The following is a 22,091-nucleotide window of genomic DNA, read 5'->3' on the forward strand; positions in this document are numbered from 1 at the left end:
ACCGCGGCGGCGGCCGTCGCGCACGAAGGCCGACACAAAGGCCGAGGGCCGGCCTCCCTGGCGGGAGACCGGCCCTCGGACCGCTACCGGAGCGTTCAGCCGGCCACGACGTTGACGTCGAGGTTGGCCTGCACGTCGGAGTGCAGCTTGACCGAGACCTTGTGGGTGCCCACGGTCTTGATCGGCGAGGCGATCGCGACGGCGCGCTTGTCCACGGCCGGGCCGTCGGCAGCCTTGATGGCGTCGACGACGTCGGCCTGGGTCACCGAGCCGAACAGACGGCCGGCGTCGCCCGAGCGGACGGCCAGCTTGATCTGCAGGCCCTCGAGCTTGGCCTTGACCTCGTTGGCCGCCTCGAGGGTCTGGATCTCGTGGATCTTGCGGGCGCGACGGATCGCGTCGACGTCCTTCTGGCCGCCCTTGGTCCAGCGGATGGCGAAGCCACGCGGGACCAGGAAGTTGCGGGCGTAGCCGTCCTTGACCTCGACGACCTCACCGGCGCTGCCGAGACCGGGGACCTCGTGAGTGAGGATGATCTTCATTCTTCGGTCACCCTCTCTTAGCGCGTGGTGGAGGTGTAGGGCAGCAGCGCCATCTCACGGCTGTTCTTCACGGCCGTGGCGACGTCACGCTGGTGCTGGGTGCAGTTGCCGGTCACCCGGCGGGCACGGATCTTGCCGCGGTCGGAGATGAACTTCCGCAGCAGGTTCGTGTCCTTGTAGTCAACGTAGTTGACCTTGTCCTTGCAGAAGACGCAAACCTTCTTCTTCGGCTTGCGAGCAGGCGGCTTCGCCATCATGTGCTCCATTGGGGATGGACGGTCCGGACCCGCGAGGCGGATCGGACCGCACGAAATCTCTCAGCATGCCGGGGCCGGCCGCAGGGCCGACCCGGCGCGCACCGCTTAGAACGGAGGCTCTTCCGAGTAGCCGCCACCCGACGGGGCACCCCAGCCACCGCCGCCGCCCTGGTTGCCACCAGAGGGAGCGGAGGAAGCCCACGGGTCCTCGGACTGGCCGCCGGAGTTGCCACCCCAGCCACCGCCGCCGCCGCCCTGCTGGCCGCCGCCCCAGCCGCCGCCGGACGGAGCCCCGCCCTGCTGGCCGCCGAAGCCGCCGCCGCCGGGGCCGCCGGACCGGTTGGCCCGGGTGACCTTGGCGGTCGCAGACCGCAGGCTCGGGCCGACCTCGTCGACCTCGACCTCGAAGACCGTCCGCTTCTCGCCTTCCTTGGTCTCGTAAGACCGCTGGCGCAGTCGGCCCTGCACGATCACGCGCATGCCGCGCTGCAGCGACTCGGCCACGTTCTCCGCCGGCTGACGCCAGACGTTGCACGTGAGGAAGAGGCTCTCGCCGTCCTTCCACTCGTTCGTCTGACGGTCGAAGGTGCGCGGGGTGGACGCGATGCGGAACTTCGCGACCGCGGCACCCGACGGGGTGAAACGCAGCTCGGGGTCGTCGACGAGATTGCCGACGAGGGTGATGACGGTCTCGCCTGCCATGGTGGTGATGACCTCTCGGAAAAGGAGTTCTGCGGTGCTCGCTCGGTGTTTCACGTGAAACACCGTGCGTGAGTCACCTGACGCCGTCAGGCGTCAGCGGTGGCTCAGTGGGTGTCCGGGCGCAGGACCTTGGTCCGCAGAACCGACTCGCTCAGGCTGAGCTGGCGGTCGAGCTCCTTGACGACCTCAGGCGTGGCCTTCAGGTCGATGACCGAGTAGATGCCCTCGGACTGCTTGTTGATCTCGTAGGCCAGACGACGACGACCCCAGGTGTCGATCTTCTCGACCTTGCCGCCACCGGTGCGGACAACGTTGAGGAAGTTCTCGATCAGGGGGGAGACAGCGCGCTCCTCGACCGAGGGGTCGAGGATCACCATCACCTCGTAGTGACGCATGGGTAACCCACCTCCTTTGGACTCAGCGGCCACGGTCTCTCCGTGGCAGGAGGGTTGTGCAGCGTCGCACCGATGCGGTGACGACCTCCGACCACCGTAGTGGCGGGGTCTGACAACCGAGCCCGGCGAAGGGCACACGGGGGCACACCTACACCAGTGCAGACCGCACAGCCTACCCGCCCGGGCGCGGCGGTCCAAAACGTATAGGGGTTGTGATCCAGGGCATATCGGCCGCAATCTGGACGGAACGGCACGCCTTCCGGCCGTGCCGCCGACGGCGCCGCGCGGTCCGCGCCGTCCCGCCCGTCCACCCTGGAGGTGGGTCCCATGGCTCAGACCGTCCGCCGGTTTCCGGCCCTCACCCTCAACACCGACGGCCACGCGCACCCGCGCGAGAACACGATGGTCGCGGTGGCCGCCGTCTTCGGCGTGCTGGCGTTCGTCAGCTGCTTCTTCGACAACCTGCACATCATGAGCTCCTGGACGGGGCTCTTCGGCATCGTCACCGGCATGTGGGGCCAGTTCATCTCGGTGACCACGGCCGAGCGGTTCGTCCTGGTGATCTCGGTCGGCATGTCGGCAGTGGGGTTCTACCTGGGCCTCGCGCACGGGGGCTTCTTCGGGGGCGTGTGGTGACACCCGTACGCCGGAGCGCTGCGTGACCTCCGGTGCCCTCCCCGCGTAACTACTTGTGCTCAGGTATGCGGGGAGGGCACCGGCACGTCGGCGCCAGCCCCAGCGGAAACGGACCATTCGGGCGATAGGGTCGCCGTGATCCCGCCCTGGACCGCCCGACCGAGGAGGAGCACCCCAGCATGAGCCTGCGCCTGAGGACGATCAGCCGCGAGGAACACCTCGCCTTCATCCAGTCCCGGCCCTCCGCCAGCCACATGCAGGTACCGGCCTGGGCGGACGTCAAGGCGGAGTGGCGCTCGGAGAGCCTCGGCTGGTTCGACGGGTCGGGCGCGATCGTCGGCACCGGCCTGGTGCTCTACCGGCAGATCCCCAAGCTCAAGAAGTACCTGGCCTACCTCCCCGAGGGCCCGGTGATCGACTGGTTCGACCCGGACCTCGACAGCTGGCTGCAGCCGATGCTGGCGCACCTGCGGACCCAGGGCGCGTTCTCCGTGAAGATGGGCCCGCCGGTGGTCGTCCGCCGGTGGGACGCCGCCACCATCAAGGGCGCCATCGCCGCCCAGCAGGCCAAGCGGCTGCGCGACGTCGACCCCGACTGGTACGAGCCGCGCGCCTTCGACGTCGCCGAGCGGCTGCGCAAGGCGGGCTGGCTGCAGGGCGAGGACGGCGGCGCCGGCTTCGGCGACGTCCAGCCCCGCTACGTGTTCCAGGTACCGCTCGCCGACCGCTCCCTCGACGACGTGCAGCGCGGCTTCAACCAGCTGTGGCGGCGCAACATCAAGAAGGCCGAGAAGGCCGGGGTCGAGGTCGTCCAGGGCGGCTTCGACGACCTGCCGGTCTTCCACCGCCTCTACACCGTCACCGCCGAGCGGGACCGCTTCACCCCGCGCCCGCTGGCCTACTTCCAGCGGATGTGGAAGTCGCTCACCGCCGAGGACCCCAACCGGATGCGGCTCTACATCGCCTACCACGAGGGCGAGCCGCTGGCCGCGACCACCATGCTCGTGGTCGGCGAGCACGTCTGGTACTCCTACGGCGCCTCCGCCGACCACAAGCGCGAGGTCAAGCCGTCGAACGCGATCCAGTGGCGGATGATGCGGGACGCCTACGCGCTCGGCGCCACCGTCTACGACCTGCGCGGGATCAGCGACACCCTGCAGGAGGACGACCACCTCTTCGGCCTCATCCAGTTCAAGGTGGGCACCGGCGGCCAGGCCGCCGAGTACCTCGGCGAATGGGACTTCCCGCTGAACAAGCTGCTGCACAAGGCGCTCGACCTCTACATGTCGCGCCGCTGAGGCGCCCTCACCCTCACCACATCCCCGGGGAGTGACCGATGACCCTGTCGCTGTACGTGGACACCGCCCGCTGGCGGGCGCACCAGCAGGCGGTGCTGGCGGAGTTCCCCGGCCTGGTGCCGGTCGCCAAGGGCAACGGCTACGGGCTCGGCAACGCCCGGCTCTCCGAGGAGGCCGCACTCCTGGGCACCGGCATCCTGGCGGTGGGCACCGCCCAGGAGGCGGCCTCCGTCTCCTTCCCCGGCGAGCTGCTGGTGCTCACCCCGTACCGCGTCGGCGAGGAGACGGCCGGCGTGCCGCAGCGGACGGTCCGCACGGTCGCCCACCTGGACGCCCTGCGCGCCATGCCCCCCGGCACCCGGGTGGTGGTGGAGTGCATGACCGGCATGAGACGCCACGGCATCGCCCGCACCGACCTGCCCAAACTGTCCGCGGACGGCCCGGTGGTCGAGGGCTTCGCCCTGCACCTCCCGCTGGACCGGCCGGACGGCTCGGACCCGGTGGCGGAGGTCGCCGACTGGATGCGGGCGATCTCCGCGGCCGGGCCGCCGCCGGCCACCGTCTACCTGAGCCACCTGGGCTCCGCCGACCTCGCCCGGCTGTCGGGGATGTTCCCGGACACGGTCTTCCGCTCGCGGATCGGCACCCGGCTGTGGCTCGGCGACGTCGGGGCGCTGCACGCCGCGGCCACCGTCCTGGACGTCACCCCGGTGGCCAAGGGCGACCGCTACGGCTACCGGCAGCACAAGGCGCCCTCCGACGGGCACCTGCTGGTGGTGACCGGCGGCACGGCGCACGGGGTCGGTCTGGAGGCGCCCAAGTACCTGCACGGAATGCTGCCCCGGGCCAAGGGCCTGGCCCGGGCCGGCCTCGCCACCGTGAACCGCACCCTCTCCCCGTACGCCTGGGACGGCCGGCAGCTGTGGTTCGCCGAGCCGCCGCACATGCAGGTGTCGATCCTCTTCCTGCCCGGCGACGTCAAACCGCCGGTGATCGGCGACGAACTCTCCCTGACCGTCCGCCACACCACCACCCACTTCGACCGCGTGGTGTACCGCTAGGGCATGTCCTACGACGCGCCTCGGGCGTTGTCCTCGGGCGCCGGGGCGCGCCATTCGGGGGCGGCCTCCTGCTGGGCCGTCGGCTCTTCCCGCCGTTCCTGGGCGGCCCGGTGTTCTGCGGCCATGGCCACCAGCCAGTCCGCGTGCGGGGCGTAGGCCCCGTAGGTGGCCTCCTCGCGCAGGCGGCGGGCGGTGCCGAGCACGAATTTGTCCGGGGCGCCGTCCAGCACACCGCCGGAGGGGTCGTCGCTGCCGTCCCACCGGACGGGGTCGCGGTCCGGGTGCAGGATGTCGCGGACCACCATGGCGCAGAGGTACAGGGTGCCGATCAGGTGCAGCGCGATCGCCAGGTGGTACCAGTCCTGGCCGATGCCGTGCTGCTTGGAGTCGCCGGTGTAGGCCAGGTACGACCAGACGCCGAGGAAGTAGAGCACCTCGCAGGTCTGCCAGATCAGGAAGTCCCGCCAGCGCGGCCGGGCCAGCGCGGCGAGCGGGATCAGCCACAGCACGTACTGCGGCGAGTAGACCTTGTTGGTGAGCACGAAGGCGGCGACCACCAGCAGCGCCAGCTGGGCGAAGCGGGGGCGGCGGGCGGCGGCCAGGGCGAGGAAGCCGATGCCCAGGCAGCACAGCACCAGCAGCACCGAGATCCAGGTGTTGAGGGTGGGCAGCTGCTGGTTGCGGTCCTGCATGAGGATCAGCCAGAACGAGCCGAAGTCCTCCTTGCGGACCTGGCTGAAGGTGTAGAAGGTCGCCCAGCCCTTGAAGTTGGCCACCATGATGGGCAGGTTGACGATCAGCCAGGCCGCAGCCGCGCCGCCGGCCGCCCGGCCGAAGTCGCGCCACTTCCCGGCCCGCCAGCAGAGCACCAGCAGCGGGCCGAGCAGCAGCACCGGGTAGAGCTTGGCGGCGGTGGCCAGGCCGATGAAGACGCCAGCGGCGGTGGGCCGGGAGTTCGCCCAGTACGCCATGGCGACGGCCGCCAGCGCGACCGCGAGCATGTCCCAGTTGATCGTGGAGTCCAGCGCCAGGCAGGGCGCCACGGCGAACAGCAGGGCGTCCCAGGGGCGGCGGCGGTGGGTGCGGGTGAGCGCGACGACGACCACCACCGCACAGACCATCAGCATTCCGGCGTTGACCATCCAGAACCACTGCTCGCGGCCCTGGAGCTCACCGCCGGTCGGCGTGAGCCAGGCGGCGACCTGCATGAACAGGCCGGTCAGGACGGGATACTCCAGGTACTGCATGTCCGCCGTGGGGAACGGCAGCGGGTCCAGGTACGGGTGGCGCCCGCTGTCGAAGCCGCGCCCGGAGAACAGGTGCGGGATGTCGCTGTAGCAGGCGTGCGTGTACTGGGTCGTGGCGCCGTGGAACCATCCGCCGTCGTAGCAGGGGATCTTCTGCACCAGGCCGAGCACGTAGGTCACGATGACGACCAGGGCCAGGAAGCGGGCCGGCGTCCACCAGGAGACGCCGAGCAGGGCACGGCGTCCGGGCGGGCCGCCGAGCACCTCACTGCCGGCCGCCGCGACCGGGTCCTCGTCGGCCGGCACGACGACGGTGTTGGGCAGCGGGCCGGCCGCCGGGACGGGGGCGGGCCCGGCGGTCTCGTGGGTGCTGGACGTCATGGCGCACATACTGCCGCACCACCGCTCCCGCGACGAGGAGACCCCGGCAAAGACTCCGGCGCCGGCCCGCCCCCGAAGGGGTGGACCGGCGCCGGGGTTCCGTCACTGCCGGGGTTCCGTCACTGGGCCGGTGCCTGGCCTCCGCCACCGCCCTGGGTGGAGGTGTCCGTGGCGGTCGGCGTGGGTTTGCCGGGCCTGGTGGGGGTGCGGGTCGGGCAGAGGATGAAGCAGCTGTCCGACGCGGTCGGCGACGGCGTGCCGCCGGACGGGCCGCTGGTCGGGCTCGGCGTGGTCGACGGGGAGGCCGACGCCGAGGCGCTGGTCGAGGCCGAGGCCGAGGCGGACGGCGACGCGGTGGACGGGGCGCCGGAGGCGTCCAGCTTCACACCGCTCTCCTCCGGGTCCGGGAAGTTCTTCGGCTTGCCCGGGCCGATGACCTTCATGTAGCGGGTGAAGACGTCGGTCGGGTAGTCACCACCGTGGATCTCGCTCTTGCCGGCGGTGCCGTTGAGCGAGAGCAGGCCGGGCTTGCCCGGCTCCTCGCGCCACATGCCGACCGAGGTCACCAGGCTCGGCGTGTAGCCGACCCACCAGGCCGAGGTGCCGGCGTCGGTGGTACCGGTCTTGCCCGCCACCGGGAAGCCCAGCTCGTTGGTCTTCTTTCCGGTGCCGTTCTTGGCCACGTTCTCCAGCACGTCGGTGACGTTGTCGGCGACGGCCTGTTCGAGCACCTTCTTCGCCTGGGGCTTGGTGAACTTCGGCATCTCGACGCCGTCCTTGAGCACCTTGCTCACCGAGTACGGGTCGGTCTGCTGCCCGCGGGCGGCGAACACCGAGTACGCCGAGGCCATCCGGATCGCGCTCGGGGTCGAGGTGCCGAGCGGGAAGGTGATGGTGCTGGACGGCGCCAGGCTGCCCTTCAGCAGACCCATCCCCGTCACCAGGCTCTCGACGTTCTTGCCGCCGACGTCCTGGTTGAGCTGCACGAAGGGCACGTTGTAGGAGTTGCGCATGGCCTCCTTCAGCGTCACGTACCCCGGGCTGGAGGTGCTGTCGTTGCGCTGCTTGTAGGGCTGGCCGTTGTCGCCGATCACCGGGCTGCCGTCCGGCTTGAAGATCTCGGAGAGGTTGTTGGCCATGTAGCGGCTGTCGGTGCTGATCCGGGTCGGCTGGCCGTCCGAGTCCATCTTGGTCTGCACGCCGAGCTGCATGGCGGCGGCCAGCACGAACGGCTTGAAGGTCGAACCGACCGGGATGCCGAAGGCGTCGGCGTTGTTGGTGTAGTGGCCGTTCTCGATGCCGGCACCGCCGTAGATGGCCACGATCGCACCGTCGTTGGGGACGACCGAGGCCGCGCCCATCTGGACGAACTTGTCCTGCTCGCGCTTGTCCGGCTTGAGGTTGTCCTTCTGGAAGCCGTCCACCGCGGCCTTCAGCGCGTCCACCTTGTCCTTCTGGAAGGTGGTGTAGATCTTGTAGCCGCCGCGCTGGAGGGCGACCTGGGTGATGGACGGGTCCTTGTTCGTCAGGTACTTGTTGGCGGTCTCCACCAGGTAGCTGATCTCACCGGTCATGTTGGACGCGGCCTTGGGCGGGATCGGCTTGGGGAACTTCTGACCGCACTTGTCGCGGTCCGCCTTGGTGGCGAGGCCCGCGATGACCATCCGGTTGAGGACGTAGTCCCAGCGCTCGTCCATGCGCTTCTCGTTCTCGGGGCTGATCGAGGGGTCGTAGAGGCCCGCGCCCTTGAGCAGACCGGCCAGCATGGCGCCCTCGCAGAGGTTGATCTGCGAGGCGTCCTTGCCGTAGTACGCCTGCGCCGCCGCCTGGATGCCGGTGGAGTTCCGGCCGTACCAACTGGTGTTGAGGTACCCCTGGAGGACCCGGTCCTTCTCGTCCGCGATCTTGAGCGTGATGAACATTTCCTTGACCTTGCGGGTCAGGGTCTGGTCCTGGCTCAGGTAGTAGTTCTTGACGTACTGCTGGGTGATCGTCGAACCGCCCTGGGTCTCGCCGCCGGTGGCCATCTTGTAGACGGCGCGGGCGATGCCCTTGGGGTCGATGCCCTTGTCGGTGCGGAAGGTCTCGTTCTCGGCCGCGATCGTGGTGTCCTGCGCGGCGCGGCTGATGTCCGCGAGCGGGACGATCTGGCGGTTGGTGGCGCCCTTGCGGGTCATCTCCGAACCGTCGGCCCAGTAGTAGATGTTGTTCTGCTCCTCGAACTGCTTGTTCGGGTCCGGGACCGGCGTCATCGCGAAGGCGACGCCCACGGCCGCGGTGGTGCCGCCGAAGAAGATCAGGAACAGCGTGAGGATCTGCTTCCACGAGGGGATCCAGCGGCGGAAGCCGCTCTTGCCCCAGCGCGGGTAGTCGATGAAGCGCTTCTTGCCGGGGCCGCCGGCCGCTCCCGCGGCCCCACGGCCGCCACCGCCGCCACTGCCCTTCTGGGCCTGGCGGCGCATCTCGGCGCGGGTCAGCCGCGGCTGCTGCGCGGTCTCGCGGGGACCGGCCGCACGGGCGCGGCGCAGCCCCTCGGAACGGACCTCGTCCGAGCCGCGCCCTCCCCCGTAGGAGGGCGCACCCTGCGGCGGCGTGCCGTGGGGACGCGGCTGCCGGCCGTCGCCCCGACCGACCGGGGGCCGGTCGCCGCCGCCGTTCGGCGACCTTCGCCGGTGTTCGCTCATCTCTCAGCAACTCCTCGGTCGGGCTCTTCGGGCCCGAAGGCAGGGTTCACTTCCGATGCCCGCAACCGCCTTAACCCCGGAGGTGGTCCTCGTGCACACGCGACAGCGTACGCACCCTTGAACTGTCAACAATTGGACATTAAAGGACAAAAGGTACATAAGTCCGGCAGATCATTACATGGCCGTTGCCTAGCGGGCCGCGCCAGGCCTTGACCCGGGCCCTCCGCACACTCCACGACCACCTTGTGATCACGTTCACGCGTGCCCCCCTTGCCCGTTCCGTGACCCCGGTTTACTGTTCTCGATATATCGAGCCGATACATCGGGGCGGCATAACCGCCATTCGGGGGTCGGCCCACGGCCACGGGGAGAGGAGGCGGCAGGGGATGAGCAGGCGCTCCGGAGTGCTGGAATTCGCCGTTCTCGGCCTGCTGCACGACGCCCCGATGCACGGCTACGAGCTGCGCAAGCGCCTCAACGTCCTGCTCGGCTCGTTCCGCGCGTTCTCGTACGGCACGCTGTACCCCTGCCTGAAGAACCTGGTCGCCCAGGGCTTCCTGGTCGAGGACAACCCGGACACCGAGTACGTGCCCGCCACCGCACTCAACGGCAAGCGGTCGAAGATCGTCTACCGGCTCTCGGCCGAGGGCAAGCAGCGCTTCGAGGAGCTGCTCGCCGACTCCGGCCCGGACGCCTGGGAGGACGAGCACTTCGGCGTCCACTTCGCGTTCTTCGCGCGGACCGACAAGGCCGTGCGGATGCGCGTCCTGGAGGGCCGCCGCAGCCGGCTCGAGGAGCGGCTGGAGCGGATGCGCAGCTCGATCGCCCGCACCCGCGAGCGGTTCGACGACTACACGCTCGAGCTCCAGCGGCACGGCCTGGAGTCGGTGGAGCGCGAGGTCCGCTGGCTCAACGAGCTCATCGAGACCGAGCGGGCCAACCGCACCGGGCGCAACGGCGCGCCGTCGAGTGCGTCACAGACTTCGGACGGCCGTGGCCAGGAGGCCGGGTCCTCGGACCCGCCGGGGCCACCGCACGACCGCCCGGGGCGCTCCGCACAGGAGCGCTGAGACCCGAGGCCCCGGTGCCCACCGGTACCGGACCACGGGAGGAGTGGGCGCCGCGCGCCCGTCAGACAGTCATACCAGTAGGGATTCGAGAACCGCCTCACGGCGGGGCTCATGAGAACACAGGGAGCAACCGGAATGGGTTCGGTTCGCGTAGCCATCGTGGGCGTGGGCAACTGCGCCGCGTCGCTGGTGCAGGGTGTCGAGTACTACAAGGACGCCGACCCGGCCGGCAAGGTCCCCGGGCTGATGCACGTGCAGTTCGGCGACTACCACGTCCGTGACGTGGAGTTCGTCGCCGCGTTCGACGTCGACGCCAAGAAGGTCGGCTTCGACCTGGCCGACGCCATCGGCAACAGCGAGAACAACACCATCAAGATCTGCGACGTGCCGCCGACCGGCGTCACCGTGCAGCGCGGCCACACCCTGGACGGCCTCGGCAAGTACTACCTGGAGACCATCGAGGAGTCCGACGAGGCTCCGGTCGACGTGGTGCAGGTCCTGAAGGACCGCCAGGTCGACGTCCTGGTCTGCTACCTCCCGGTCGGCTCCGAGGCCGCGGCCAAGTTCTACGCCCAGTGCGCCATCGACGCCAAGGTCGCCTTCGTGAACGCCCTCCCGGTGTTCATCGCCGGCACCAAGGAGTGGGCGGACAAGTTCACCGAGGCCGGCGTGCCGATCGTCGGTGACGACATCAAGTCCCAGGTCGGCGCCACCATCACCCACCGTGTGATGGCGAAGCTGTTCGAGGACCGCGGTGTCATCCTCGAGCGCACCATGCAGCTGAACGTCGGCGGCAACATGGACTTCAAGAACATGCTCGAGCGCGAGCGCCTGGAGTCCAAGAAGATCTCCAAGACCCAGGCCGTCACCTCGCAGATCCGCGACCGCGAGCTGGGCTCCAAGAACGTCCACATCGGCCCGTCCGACTACGTCGCGTGGCTCGACGACCGCAAGTGGGCGTACGTCCGCCTCGAGGGCCGCGCCTTCGGCGACGTCCCGCTGAACCTGGAGTACAAGCTCGAGGTCTGGGACTCCCCGAACTCCGCCGGTGTCATCATCGACGCCGTGCGCGCCGCGAAGATCGCCAAGGACCGCGGCATCGGCGGCCCGATCCTGTCGGCCTCCTCGTACTTCATGAAGTCCCCGCCGGTCCAGTACTTCGACGACGAGGCCAAGGAGAACGTCGAGAAGTTCATCCGCGGCGAGGTCGAGCGCTGACCAGCGGTCGACGCCCGGCGCCGAGGCGCTGAGCAGGACCACCCGTGAGGGGCCCCGGTCGTGGACCGGGGCCCCTTCGGCATTCCGGCACCAATGCCGCGATGTTTCACGTGAAACGGCGCCGCCCGGCATGGCAACCTGTCCGGGTGGCGATCACCGAGGACAACGGCAAGCAGGCACCCCACCGCGCCACCCTCCGCGGGCTGCTGCGCGGGCGCGGATTCCGGCGGCTCCTCGTGGTCAGAATGCTCAGCCAGCTCTCCGACGGAACCTTCCAGGTCGCCCTCGCCGCATACGTGATCTTCTCCCCGGAGCGGCAGTCCTCCCCCGCCGACATCGCCGCGGTGCTGGCCGTCATGCTGCTGCCGTTCTCCGTCGTCGGCCCCTTCGCCGGAGTGCTGCTCGACCGGTGGCGCCGCCGCCAGGTGCTGTACCACGGCAACCTCGCCCGGTTCGGGCTCGGACTGGCCACCGCCGCCCTGCTGCTCGGCCGCGCCCCGGACTGGATGTTCTTCGCCGCCGCCCTGCTGGTCACCGCCCTCAACCGGTTCATCCTGGCCGGCCTCTCGGCCTCCCTGCCGCGGGTCGTCGAACCCGAGCAGCTGGTCACCGCCAACGCCGTCTCCCCCACCCTCGGTACGGTGGCCGCCACCCTCGGCGGCGGCCTCGGCTTCGTCGTCCACCAGATCCTGCCGCCCGGCCCCCGCGCCGACGCCGCCCTGGTCACCGTCGCCGCGCTGCTCTACCTCTCCGCCGCGCTCGCCGCCCTGCTCATCGACCGCGACCTGCTAGGCCCCGAGCACCACCCCGGCCGGCCGCCGCTGAGCAAGGCCCTGGTCACCGCCGCCCGCGACCTCGGCACCGCCCTGCGGCACCTGGTGCACGACTGCCGGCCCGCCACCCACGCGCTGGGCGCCGTCACGCTGGCCCGGTTCTGCTACGGCGTGCTGATCGTCGTGGTGCTCATGCTCTCCCGCTACACCTTCAACCGGCCCGAGGACGCCGCCGGCGGACTGGTCAGCCTGGGCCGCGCGGTCGGCTTCTCCGCCGTCGGCTTCTTCCTGGCCGCCCTCGTCAGCCCCTGGTGCACCCGCCGGCTCGGCCTCACCGGCTGGATGGTCACCTGCCTCGCCTCCGCGGCGGTCTTCGTCCCCGCCCTCGGCCTCACCTTCCGGGAGGGCACGGGGCTGGTCGCCGCTCTGCTGCTCGGTGTGGTCACCCAGGGCACCAAGATCTGTGCCGACACCCTCGTCCAGGAGTCCGTCGAGGACGCCTACCGGGGCCGCGTCTTCGCCGTCTACGACGTGCTGTTCAACGTCTCCTTCGTGGCCGCCGCCGGGGTGACCGCCCTGGTCCTTCCGCTGAACGGGCGCTCCGTGGCAGTGGTCTGCGGGGTCTCCCTGGTCTACGCCCTGGGCGCCCTGCTGTACGCCCGCGCGGCCCGTTCCGACCGCCGCCGCGGCGACCTGACATCCCGTCGGCCCGCCCCGAGTCGCTAAGGTACGTCCGCGCACCGGCGCGACCTCAGCAGCCCACGGGGGGATCGATGAGCACACCGCACAATCCGTACGGCCAGCCGCAGTACGGCGGGACACCGCAGCCACAGCCGCCCTACGGGGCACCCCAGCCGCCGCCGGCGTACGGGCAGCCGCCCGCCTACGGACAGCCTCCGGCGTACGGGCAGCAGCCCCCCGCGTACGGGCAGCCCCCGGCCTACGGCCAGCCCGCACCGCCCCCGCCCGCGTACGGCTACCCGGGCCCGGGCCAGCAACCGCCCGCCCCGCCGGCAGGCCCGCAGCCCCCGTACGGCAGCGGCCCCGGCCACCAGGCCCCCGCCTACCCGCCGCCGCCCGGCCCCGCGGTGCCCGCCGCGCCCAAGCCCAAGCGGGGATTCCGCTTCTGGCTGCGCGTCGGCGCGGTGGCGGCCGGCGCGGTCGTGCTGATCGTCGGCTTCTTCGTCGCCGACTCCTCGCCCTCCTCGGCGAAGGCCGGCGACTGCGTGGAGAAGACCGGCTACAAGAGCGTCTCCAAGATCTCCTGCACCGACCCGAAGGCCAACTACAAGGTGCTGAACAACATCAGCGGCGGCAGCGTGGCGGCCTGCGACGGCACCCCGGGCACCACGGCGACCTTCAGCGGCAGCACCGGGCGGCGCTGGCGGAAGAAGCACTACGTGCTCTGCCTCGGCCCGGTGAACGGCACGGTCAAGTCCCCGACCTCGTCCGCCTCGCCGAAGAAGTTCTGACACCCGGTCGGGCTCGCCCGGCCCTCGCCCCCGGGGGACCTTTGTCCACACCTCCGTCCCGGCTGCCGTACAGCGCGCAGCCGGGGCAGCAGCCGGTCTGCCGCTTCTGCGGTTCGGTCCCGGCCGTCCGGGCGACCGTCCGCGGCCACCGGGGCCTGGTGGTGATCATGCGGTTCCTGACCCTGGAGGGACCGTTCTGCCGCGACTGCGGGATCGCCGTGCACCGCGACATGACCGCCAAGAGCCTGTGGCAGGGCTGGTGGGGCATCGCCTCGGCGATCGTCAACCCGGCCACCATGCTGATCAACCTGCTCAACCGGGCGAAGATCAACAAGCTGGCACCCCCGGTACCGGGCGCCCCCGGCCGGCCGATGGACCCGGGGCGCCCGCTGTTCAAGCGCCCGGAGATCCTGGGCCTGCTCGTCCCGGTGGCCGTCGCCCTGGCCCTCGTGCTCTCCGGCAGCGAAGGCCCCGAGTCCGCGGACGTCGGCGACTGCGTGCACAACCGGCACGTCACCACCGCGGACCACGACGTGCACCCCGACGTCGTGGTGGTGCCCTGCTCGGGCAAGGACGCCGAGGCCCGGATCGTCGGCAAGGTCACCGACGCCGACAGCGCCCGGACCGCCTGCCGGGCCTTCCCGGACGCCGACGGCTACTACACCCGCCGGGAGGGCTCCGACCGGCTGGCCCTCTGCCTGCACTCGCTCGTGCCGTAGCCGCACCGCCGCGGACGGGGGGCGGGCCTTTCCGGTCCACCCCCGTCCACGGCCGGCGGTCACCTCAGCAGGGCGTCCGGTTCCTCGTCCGCCGCACCCTCGTCCACCGCCTGCAGCAGCCGACGGCGCCGCCGGGCGATCGTCCGCTCGTCGTCGTCCAGCACGACCCGCTCCAGCCGGTCCACCCGGTCGGCCATCGCATCCAGCTTGCTGCTGTTCCGGCCGACCTCGACCGTCAGCGCATTCAGCAGCGGCACCACTGCGATGCCGACGACGTCCCGCACCACCTGCTCGGCCACGCCGGCGACTGCCGCCTGGAGCGAACCCTCGGGCCACCGGGGTGCGTTGTCCACAGGCTGCACGGCGCTGTCCACAGCCGCCCTGCGCGCCGCCTGTTCGGCGTCCAGCAGGTAGCAGCGCACCTGGCGTGCGGTCTCACTGTCCCGCAGCAGCATGGCGACATTGAGCACGGTGCGCCGCGTGAACAGCGCCAGCGAGCGGGCCCGCGACTGAGTTCCACTGAGTTCCTTGAAGGAACCCAGTGCGGCACCGGCCACCACCCGGTAGCCGTTGGAGGTGAGTTCCTCGCGGTGGTCGAAGGCCACGGACTTGATCGCCGCCAGCCCCACCCCGAAGTACGCCGCCACTCCCTCGGTCGTGACGTGCACGCCGTCGGGCAGCAGTTCCAGTGCACGCACCCGGTCGAGCACCTCGACCCGGTCCGCGACCGTCGCCCGCATGGTGGGCGACTCCAGAAGCACAGCATCCACAGCCATGGCCGTGTCCCTCCGTCCGGGGAAGGGCAGGTCCCCTCCCTCGGACGGAGCAACGCAGGGGTGACCGGCTGGTTACGCTCCGCCATGCTCGAATACGAGCCGGGCGGTCAGCCCTGCTGGGCGGCCCACCACTCCTGCAGGGCCGCGACGGCCGCCTCGTGGTCCATCGGCCCGTACTCCAGGCGGAGCTCCAGCATGTGCTTGTAGGCCTGGCCGACCTGCGGGCCGGGCCTGATGCCGAGCAGTTCCATGATCTGGTTGCCGTCCAGCGCGGGCCGGATCGCGTCCAGCTCCTCCTGCTCCTTGAGGAGCGTGATCCGCTCCTCGAGCGAGTCGTAGGTGCGGGCCAGGGCGGCGGCCTTCTTGCGGTTGCGGGTGGTGCAGTCGGAGCGGGTCAGCTTGTGCAGGCGCTCCAGCAGCGGGCCGGCGTCGGTGACGTAGCGGCGCACCGCGGAGTCCGTCCACTCGCCGCCGCCGTAGCCGTGGAAGCGCAGGTGCAGCTCGACCAGCCGGGCGACCTCGTCGACCATCTCGTTGGAGTACTTGAGGGCACGCATCCGCTTGCGGGTCATCTTCGCGCCGACCACCTCGTGGTGGTGGAAGGAGACCCGGCCGTCGGACTCGAAGCGGCGGGTGCGCGGCTTGCCGATGTCGTGCAGCAGCGCGGCGAGCCGCAGCGTCAGGTCCGGGCCTTCCTGCTCCAGCGCGATCGCCTGCTCCAGGACGGTCAGCGAGTGCTCGTAGACGTCCTTGTGGCGGTGGTGCTCGTCACTCTCCAGCCGCAGGGCCGGCAGCTCCGGCAGGACGTACTCGGCGAGGCCGGTGTCGACGAGCAGCCGCAGGCCCTTCACCGGGTGGGCGGCGAGCAGCAGCTTGTTGAGCTCGGTCTGGACGCGCTCGGCGGACACGATGGTGATCCGCTCGGCCATCGCGGTCATCGCGGCGACGACTTCGGGCGCAGGGGTGAAGTCGAGCTGCGCGGCGAACCGGGCGGCCCGCATCATCCGCAGCGGGTCGTCGGAGAAGGACTCCTCCGGAGTGGCCGGGGTGCGCAGCACCCGGGCCTCCAGGTCGTCCAGGCCGCGGTGCGGGTCGACGAAGCCGCGGCCCGGCAGGTCGACGGCCATCGCGTTGACGGTGAAGTCCCGGCGGACGAGGTCCTGCTCGATGGTGTCGCCGTAGGTGACCTCGGGCTTGCGCGAGGTGCGGTCGTACGCCTCGGAGCGGTAGGTGGTGATCTCGATCAGGAACGAGCCGTCGGCGGTGTCCTTGCGCGCGCCGACGGTGCCGAAGGCGATGCCGACGTCCCAGACCGCGTCGGCCCAGCCCTTGACCAGCTTGAGCACCTGCGGGGGGCGGGCGTCGGTGGTGAAGTCCAGGTCGTTGCCCAGCCTGCCGAGCAGCGCGTCCCGCACGGAGCCGCCGACCAGCGCCAGCCGGAAGCCGGCCGCCTGGAAGCGGCGGGCGATCTCGTCGGCGACCGGCGAGACCCGGAGCAGTTCCTGCAGGCCCAGGGTCTGGGCCTCGCTCAGCCCGGGCAGGGCCGTCGGCACGGTGGAACTGGAATGATGCACGCTGGAGTCATTGGCAGTGGACACGGCTCCCTAGGGTACGTGCCCGGCAGGTCCCGCCGCCCGTCCGTTTCCCGGCCGTGGCGCGTCGCCGCCGGGGGCGCGCCCCGGGTGCTCAGGAGGGCAGTCGGCGGCCCGCACCACCGGCGGATCGGGCACGTCGTTACCATGCCGGGAGAGCCCGGTACGGGCGGCGCCCGCGGGTGCTCCGGTCGGTCGGGGCTGCCCGGCGCCGGACGAGCCCCGACCGGGTCTGCGGTGGGCATGGCTATCCACGAATTCGAACGAGAAACGGCGAGGGCACAGCACGTGGGCGAGGCGCGGCACGGCCTGACAGCGTACGGACGCGTGGGACGGGCGGCCCGCCGCCTGGCCGCGGTGCTGGCCGGCGGCACCGTCCTGCTGTCCGCCGTGCCCGCCGCCTCGGCCGCCGCGCCCGCGCGGACGGGCTTCCCCGCCGCCTCCCCCGAGTACCCGGCGACCGTGCAGATCGACTCGCTCTCCGCGCCGGTCGCGGGCGACGGCACGATGATCACCGTCTCCGGCCGGGTCACCAACTCCGGCTCGTCCACGGTGAAGGCGGCGCACGTGGTGCTCCGCTCGCCCAAGGAGCAGTTGGACACCCGCAGCGCGATCAACCTGGTCGCCGGGCGCACCAGCCCGGGCAGCAAGGACGGCACCGTCCTGCCGGGCCACAAGGCCGACCTCGGCGACCTCGCGCCCGGCCAGTCCCGTCCGTACAGCATCCAGGTGAACCCCGGCGACCTGGGCCTGAAGTCGGCCGGCGTGTACGAGCTGGCGTTGGACGTCCGCGACGAGGACGAGGACCGGCCGCTGGGCATCGCCCGCACCTTCCTCCCGTACAACACCGCCCCGGGCGGCAAGCAGACGCAGGTCGCCACGCTGTGGCCGATCACCCACTCCCCCGAGCTGGTCGCCCAGACCATGCCGGACAACGACCAGATGCCGGTGCTGCGCGACGACAGCCTCGCCACCGAGCTCGCACCCAACGGCCGGCTCGGCAGGCTGGTGAGCATCGGCCAGACCCTGCCCAACCTGACCTGGGTGATCGACCCGGACCTGCTCGACACGGTCTTCGCGATGACCAAGCCGTACCGGGTGCAGAAGCCCGGCACGGCGGGCGAGTCGGCGAAGGAGGAGAACACCGTCGCCGGCGCCGGCCAGAACGCGGCGACCGCCTGGCTGGCCCAGCTGCGCACCGCGGTGGCCGCCAACGGCTCGCAGGTGGTCGCGCTGCCGTACGCCGACCCGGACCTGGCCTCGATCGCCCACAACGGCAGCGGCCTGCCCGGCATGGACACCGCGCTGCGCAAGGCCGCCACGGCCGGCAAGGTCACCGCGGAGGGCCGGCTGGCGGTGGACGTCCGCGGCGGGGTCGCCTGGCCGTACCAGGGCCGGCTGGACCAGGCCACGGCCGGCGTGGCCCGCACCACCGGCTCCGACCTGGTGCTGGTGGACGGGGCGAGCATGCCGGAGTCCCGCTCGCTCTCCTACACCCCGAACGCGGCCCGGCCGATCGGCAACGGGCAGACCGCGGTGGTCGCCGACCCGGTGCTCTCCTCGCTCTTCGCCGGCGACCTCGACTCCGACCAGGCGCAGAGCCTCGCCGAACAGCGCTTCCTCGCCGAGACCATGACGATCACCAATCAGCGCCCGGACGACCAGCGCAGCCTGCTGGTGATGCCGTCCCGGACCCTGACCGTCGGCACCGCCGAGGCTCTCGCCGAGGCCCTGCGCGCGGCGTCCCAGCCGAACGGCTGGGTGGCCCCGACCCGGCTCGACGCGGTCGCCACGGCGCCCGCCGACCAGGACGCCAACAGCTCCGTCCCCGGCGACTACCCGGGCGACCTGCGGGGTTCCGAGCTGTCCTCGGCCGCGCTCGGCTCGGTGATGGGCGTGCAGACCGGGCTGGACCAGCTGCTGCTGATCCTGACCCAGCCGCAGCGCGTCCGGGGCCCGTTCAACGCGGCGATGGTCCGCTCGATGTCCACCCAGTGGCGCGACCACACGGAGGCCGGCGCCGCCTACCGGGACGGCGTGCAGAGCTACCTCGCCAACCTGGCCGCCGCGGTGAAGGTGCCCGCGAAGAGCGTGATCACGCTGCCGGGCGACAACGCCACCCTGCTCATCAGCGTCAAGAACGACCTCAACCAGGCGGTCGGCAACCTCCAGCTGCGGGTCTCCTCCTCCCAGGTCAACCGCCTCAACGTGGGCGAGGCCGCGACGGTGGTGCTGGACGCCACCACCAGCCGCACCTTCCGCTTCCCCGCCGAGGCGCAGGTCAACGGCCCGGTGCAGATGACCGCCCAGCTCTGGACGACCGGGCCGAACTCGCAGCCGTACGGCAAGCCGGTCACCTTCACCGTCGAGGTCACCTCGGTGGCCAGCGGCGTCATGTACGTCATCGGCGGCGGTGTGGTGCTGATGGCGCTGGCCGGTGTCCGGTTCTACCTGCAGCGCAAGAAGCGCTCCGCGGCCGGCGAGGTCGACCTCGACCCGGAGCGGCTGCTGGAGGCGGACGAGACCCCGGCGCCCGGGGAGGACGCGGCCGAGGCCGGGCCCGTCACCGGACCGGTGTCCCGGGCGGCCGCCGACGGCCCCGGCACCGCACCGGACGGGGCCCTGGGAGAGCCGTCCGACTCAACGCCGGAGTCCGCCTCAGATGCCCGGGATCGGGCCACCGGTGATGAGAAGGTTGGTCACTGAGGGAACCCCGTCCGGGCTCCACCGACCAGCGAAGAGGTGGCATGAGCAGCGGTCCGCGCGAGGAGCGAGCACAGGGCCGGGGCGGCACCGGCAGCACGGGCGCGCCGGAGGCCGCCGAACCCGCCGCCACCGACTGGTACGTGGACGACACCTACTCCCGTGATCCGTACGCCGGCGACGCGTTCGGCAGCGCGGCCGAGCAGGATCCGTACGGGCTGCGGGCCGCCGAGGCGGCCGCGGCGCTGCCGCCGCAACAGCACGGCCCCCAGCCGGCCGAGACGCAGGCACCGCCGCTGGGCAAGCCCGTGCCGCACTGGGCGGCCACCCCGGTCCTGACCGCCGAGCAGCCGGACGGCCCGGACGGCGACTGCGAGGACACCGCCGACGGGCCCGGCCCGGACGGCGAGGACGAGGCAGCGGCCCGGGCGGAGGCCGAAGCCGAAGCAGAGGCCGAGGCGGAGGCCGCCGACTACCTGGGCGTGGACGCGCTGCTCAGCGGCGACCGCAGCGCCCCCGAGCCGCAGCCCTTCGTGCCGCCGATCGAGTTCGACCCGCCGCTCACCGCGGAGGAGGCGAGCCTGCACGAGGCCCTCGCCGAGGGCACCCCGCCTCCTCCGACCGCCCCGCCCCGCCCGGCCGCGGCCGCCCCTCCGCCGGCCCCCGCCGAGGCCGCACCCGCCGCCGCACCCGCCACCGGATCGCCGGCGGCCGGCCGGATGGCGAGCCTGGTCAACTCCAGCGCGGTGATGGCCGCCGGCACGCTGGTCTCCCGCGGCACCGGCTTCCTGCGCACGATGGTGATCGCCGCCGCGATCGGCGTCGGCACCATGGGCGACTCGTACAACGCCGCCAACACCCTGCCGACGCTGCTCTACATCCTGATCGGCGGCGGCGCGCTGAACGCCGTCTTCGTGCCGCAGCTGGTCCGCAGCATGAAGAGCGACGAGGACGGCGGCACCGCGTACGCCAACCGCCTGCTGACCCTGGTCGTCACCGGCCTCGCGGGGGTGGCGTTCGTCGCGGTGCTCGCCGCCCCGCTGCTCGTCCAGCTGATCTCGCACTCGCTGATGCGGAACGCCGACAGCGCCGCGACCACGGTCGCGCTGGCCCGGTACTGCCTGCCCACCATGTTCTTCATGGGGGTGCACGTGGTGATGGGGCAGATCCTCAACGCCCGCGGCCGGTTCGGCGCGATGATGTGGACGCCGGTTCTGAACAACCTCGTGGTGATCTTCACCTTCGGCGCCTACATCTGGGTCTACGGCACCTTCCAGCACAGCCAGGTGACCCCCCAGACGGTCTCCCCGGAGGGCGTCCGGCTGCTCGGCATCGGCACCCTGCTCGGCCTCTCCGTCCAGGCCCTGGCGATGATCCCCTACCTGCGCGCCTCCGGGTTCTCCTTCAAGCCGCGCTTCGACTGGCGGGGCCACGGCCTCGGCAAGGCCGCCCGGCTCGCCAAGTGGACGTTCCTGTTCGTCCTCGCCAACCAGGCCGGCTTCCTGGTCATCACCCAGCTCGCCACCGCCGCGGGCATCGCCGCCGAGGCCGACGGCCACCTCGGCGTCGGCCTCGCCGCCTACTCCAACGCCCTGCTGATCTGGCAGCTGCCGATGGCCGTGGTCACGGTGTCGGTGATGAGCGCCGTCCTCCCCCGGCTCTCCCGGGCGGCCGCCGACCACGACGCCGGCTCGGTCCGCGACGACCTGTCGTACGGGCTGCGCACCTCCGCCGTCGCGATCGTGCCGGCGGCCTTCCTCTTCCTCTCCCTCGGCCCGGTCATCGGCTACGCGGTCTACGGCCTCGGCAACGGCGGCGACGCGGCACACGGCGCCCTGTCCATCGGCTACATGCTCTCCGCCTTCGCCCTCGGCCTGATCCCGTACTCCGTGCAGTACGTCCTGCTGCGCGGCTTCTACGCCTACGAGGACACCCGCACCCCGTTCTCCAACACCGTCTGGGTGGCGGCCTGCCAGGCAGCCACGGCCGTGCTGTGCTGGCTGGTGCTGCCCGCCCAGTGGGCGGTCACCGGCATGGCCCTGTGCTACGGCGCCTCGTACGCGGTCGGCGTCGCCGTGGCCGTTCCCCGACTGAAGGCCAGGATCGGCGGCCTGGACACCGGCCGGATCGGCCGGACGTACGTCCGGCTGGTGATCGCCTCGCTGCCGGCCGCCGCCCTCGGCCTGGCCGTCGAGCTGCTGCTGCTCGACCTGCTGGACGGCTGGCCGGCCGGCGTGCTGACCCTGGCGGTGGCCGCCGCGCTGCAGATCGGGACGTTCCTGCTGGTCGCCCGGCGGATGCGGATCGAGGAGCTGAACTCGATGCTCGGGATGGTGCGCAGCCGACTCGGCCGCTGAGCATGACATGACGTCAACCCGGCGCGGCCCGAGCGTCCGCGCCGAGTGGGGACCCCGATGACGGGCCGTCCACCGGATCGCGGATGATTGCGCAACCGGTAGGGCGGCCCAGCGGTCGTACCAGGGGAGAAACAGTGGGCACAATTGTCCTGGCGGGACCCGGGGCCCGGCGGCCGGGCAGGCCGATTTCCCAGGACCGGGCCGGAAC

The 22,091-nt window shown here is 71.5% G+C and carries 18 protein-coding genes; 10 read left to right on the forward strand and 8 right to left on the reverse strand.

Annotation, left to right across the window (positions count from 1 at the left end):
* Window positions 1-95: 95 nt before the first annotated feature.
* The 4 genes from rplI to rpsF form a co-directional block, all read right to left on the reverse strand.
* On the reverse strand, window positions 96-542 hold the full coding sequence (rplI, locus tag ACQ614_RS18570; RefSeq protein WP_363496573.1) for a 50S ribosomal protein L9: 447 nt from the start codon (window positions 540-542) through the stop codon (window positions 96-98).
* Window positions 543-559: 17 nt separating this feature from the next.
* Window positions 560-796, reverse strand: coding sequence for a 30S ribosomal protein S18 (gene rpsR / locus ACQ614_RS18575; protein ID WP_030270170.1), 237 nt, complete (start codon window positions 794-796; stop codon window positions 560-562).
* 108 nt (window positions 797-904) lie between these two features.
* A complete protein-coding gene (locus ACQ614_RS18580) occupies window positions 905-1,501 on the reverse strand; it encodes a single-stranded DNA-binding protein (RefSeq protein WP_431679658.1) in 597 nt (198 codons plus the stop codon).
* 104 nt (window positions 1,502-1,605) lie between these two features.
* Window positions 1,606-1,896: a 30S ribosomal protein S6 gene (gene rpsF, locus ACQ614_RS18585; RefSeq protein ID WP_030270167.1), complete on the reverse strand. Its 291-nt coding sequence runs from the start codon at window positions 1,894-1,896 to the stop codon at window positions 1,606-1,608.
* A gap of 327 nt (window positions 1,897-2,223) precedes the next feature.
* Between rpsF and ACQ614_RS18590 the strand changes: the two genes are divergently transcribed.
* The 3 genes from ACQ614_RS18590 (at window position 2,224) to ACQ614_RS18600 (ending at window position 4,891) form a co-directional block, all read left to right on the forward strand.
* Complete coding sequence (locus ACQ614_RS18590; protein WP_431679659.1) at window positions 2,224-2,532, forward strand: hypothetical protein; 309 nt, start codon at window positions 2,224-2,226, stop codon at window positions 2,530-2,532.
* A 179-nt stretch (window positions 2,533-2,711) separates the two neighbouring features.
* Window positions 2,712-3,830: a lipid II:glycine glycyltransferase FemX gene (locus tag ACQ614_RS18595; protein WP_431679660.1), complete on the forward strand. Its 1,119-nt coding sequence runs from the start codon at window positions 2,712-2,714 to the stop codon at window positions 3,828-3,830.
* Window positions 3,831-3,868: 38 nt separating this feature from the next.
* The gene (locus tag ACQ614_RS18600; RefSeq protein ID WP_431679661.1) at window positions 3,869-4,891 is read left to right on the forward strand and encodes an alanine racemase; all 1,023 of its coding nucleotides are present in this window, start codon (window positions 3,869-3,871) and stop codon (window positions 4,889-4,891) included.
* A gap of 8 nt (window positions 4,892-4,899) precedes the next feature.
* Here ACQ614_RS18600 and ACQ614_RS18605 read toward each other — a convergent pair whose 3' ends face one another.
* The gene (locus tag ACQ614_RS18605; RefSeq protein WP_431679662.1) at window positions 4,900-6,528 is read right to left on the reverse strand and encodes a glycosyltransferase family 87 protein; all 1,629 of its coding nucleotides are present in this window, start codon (window positions 6,526-6,528) and stop codon (window positions 4,900-4,902) included.
* A 110-nt stretch (window positions 6,529-6,638) separates the two neighbouring features.
* A complete protein-coding gene (locus ACQ614_RS18610; protein ID WP_431679663.1) occupies window positions 6,639-9,203 on the reverse strand; it encodes a transglycosylase domain-containing protein in 2,565 nt (854 codons plus the stop codon).
* Between the two features lie 386 nt (window positions 9,204-9,589).
* On the opposite strand from ACQ614_RS18610, the gene ACQ614_RS18615 reads away from it, so the two are divergent.
* The 5 genes from ACQ614_RS18615 to ACQ614_RS18635 all read left to right on the forward strand — a co-directional run bounded on the left by ACQ614_RS18615 (window position 9,590) and on the right by ACQ614_RS18635 (window position 14,455).
* Entirely contained in the window at window positions 9,590-10,273 is a 684-nt protein-coding gene (locus ACQ614_RS18615; protein ID WP_431679664.1) for a helix-turn-helix transcriptional regulator, read from the forward strand.
* Window positions 10,274-10,408: 135 nt separating this feature from the next.
* Window positions 10,409-11,491: an inositol-3-phosphate synthase gene (locus ACQ614_RS18620; RefSeq protein WP_363496547.1), complete on the forward strand. Its 1,083-nt coding sequence runs from the start codon at window positions 10,409-10,411 to the stop codon at window positions 11,489-11,491.
* A 146-nt stretch (window positions 11,492-11,637) separates the two neighbouring features.
* Complete coding sequence (locus tag ACQ614_RS18625) at window positions 11,638-12,990, forward strand: MFS transporter (protein WP_431679665.1); 1,353 nt, start codon at window positions 11,638-11,640, stop codon at window positions 12,988-12,990.
* Window positions 12,991-13,037: 47 nt separating this feature from the next.
* Entirely contained in the window at window positions 13,038-13,736 is a 699-nt protein-coding gene (locus ACQ614_RS18630; RefSeq protein ID WP_431679666.1) for an LppU/SCO3897 family protein, read from the forward strand.
* 41 nt (window positions 13,737-13,777) lie between these two features.
* On the forward strand, window positions 13,778-14,455 hold the full coding sequence (locus ACQ614_RS18635) for an LppU/SCO3897 family protein (RefSeq protein ID WP_431679667.1): 678 nt from the start codon (window positions 13,778-13,780) through the stop codon (window positions 14,453-14,455).
* Between the two features lie 59 nt (window positions 14,456-14,514).
* On the opposite strand, the gene ACQ614_RS18640 is transcribed toward ACQ614_RS18635, so the two are convergent.
* Entirely contained in the window at window positions 14,515-15,231 is a 717-nt protein-coding gene (locus ACQ614_RS18640) for a restriction endonuclease (RefSeq protein ID WP_431679668.1), read from the reverse strand.
* Window positions 15,232-15,338: 107 nt separating this feature from the next.
* The gene (locus ACQ614_RS18645) at window positions 15,339-16,784 is read right to left on the reverse strand and encodes a CCA tRNA nucleotidyltransferase (protein WP_431683958.1); all 1,446 of its coding nucleotides are present in this window, start codon (window positions 16,782-16,784) and stop codon (window positions 15,339-15,341) included.
* 366 nt (window positions 16,785-17,150) lie between these two features.
* Between ACQ614_RS18645 and ACQ614_RS18650 the strand changes: the two genes are divergently transcribed.
* Both ACQ614_RS18650 and murJ read left to right on the forward strand, forming a co-directional pair.
* Window positions 17,151-19,529, forward strand: coding sequence for a DUF6049 family protein (locus tag ACQ614_RS18650; protein ID WP_431679669.1), 2,379 nt, complete (start codon window positions 17,151-17,153; stop codon window positions 19,527-19,529).
* A gap of 41 nt (window positions 19,530-19,570) precedes the next feature.
* Window positions 19,571-21,883: a murein biosynthesis integral membrane protein MurJ gene (gene murJ / locus ACQ614_RS18655; protein ID WP_431679670.1), complete on the forward strand. Its 2,313-nt coding sequence runs from the start codon at window positions 19,571-19,573 to the stop codon at window positions 21,881-21,883.
* The last annotated feature ends 208 nt before the right edge of the window (window positions 21,884-22,091 follow it).

Source organism: Kitasatospora dryopteridis (genome assembly GCF_050749075.1).
Taxonomy (GTDB): Bacteria; Actinomycetota; Actinomycetes; order Streptomycetales; family Streptomycetaceae; genus Kitasatospora.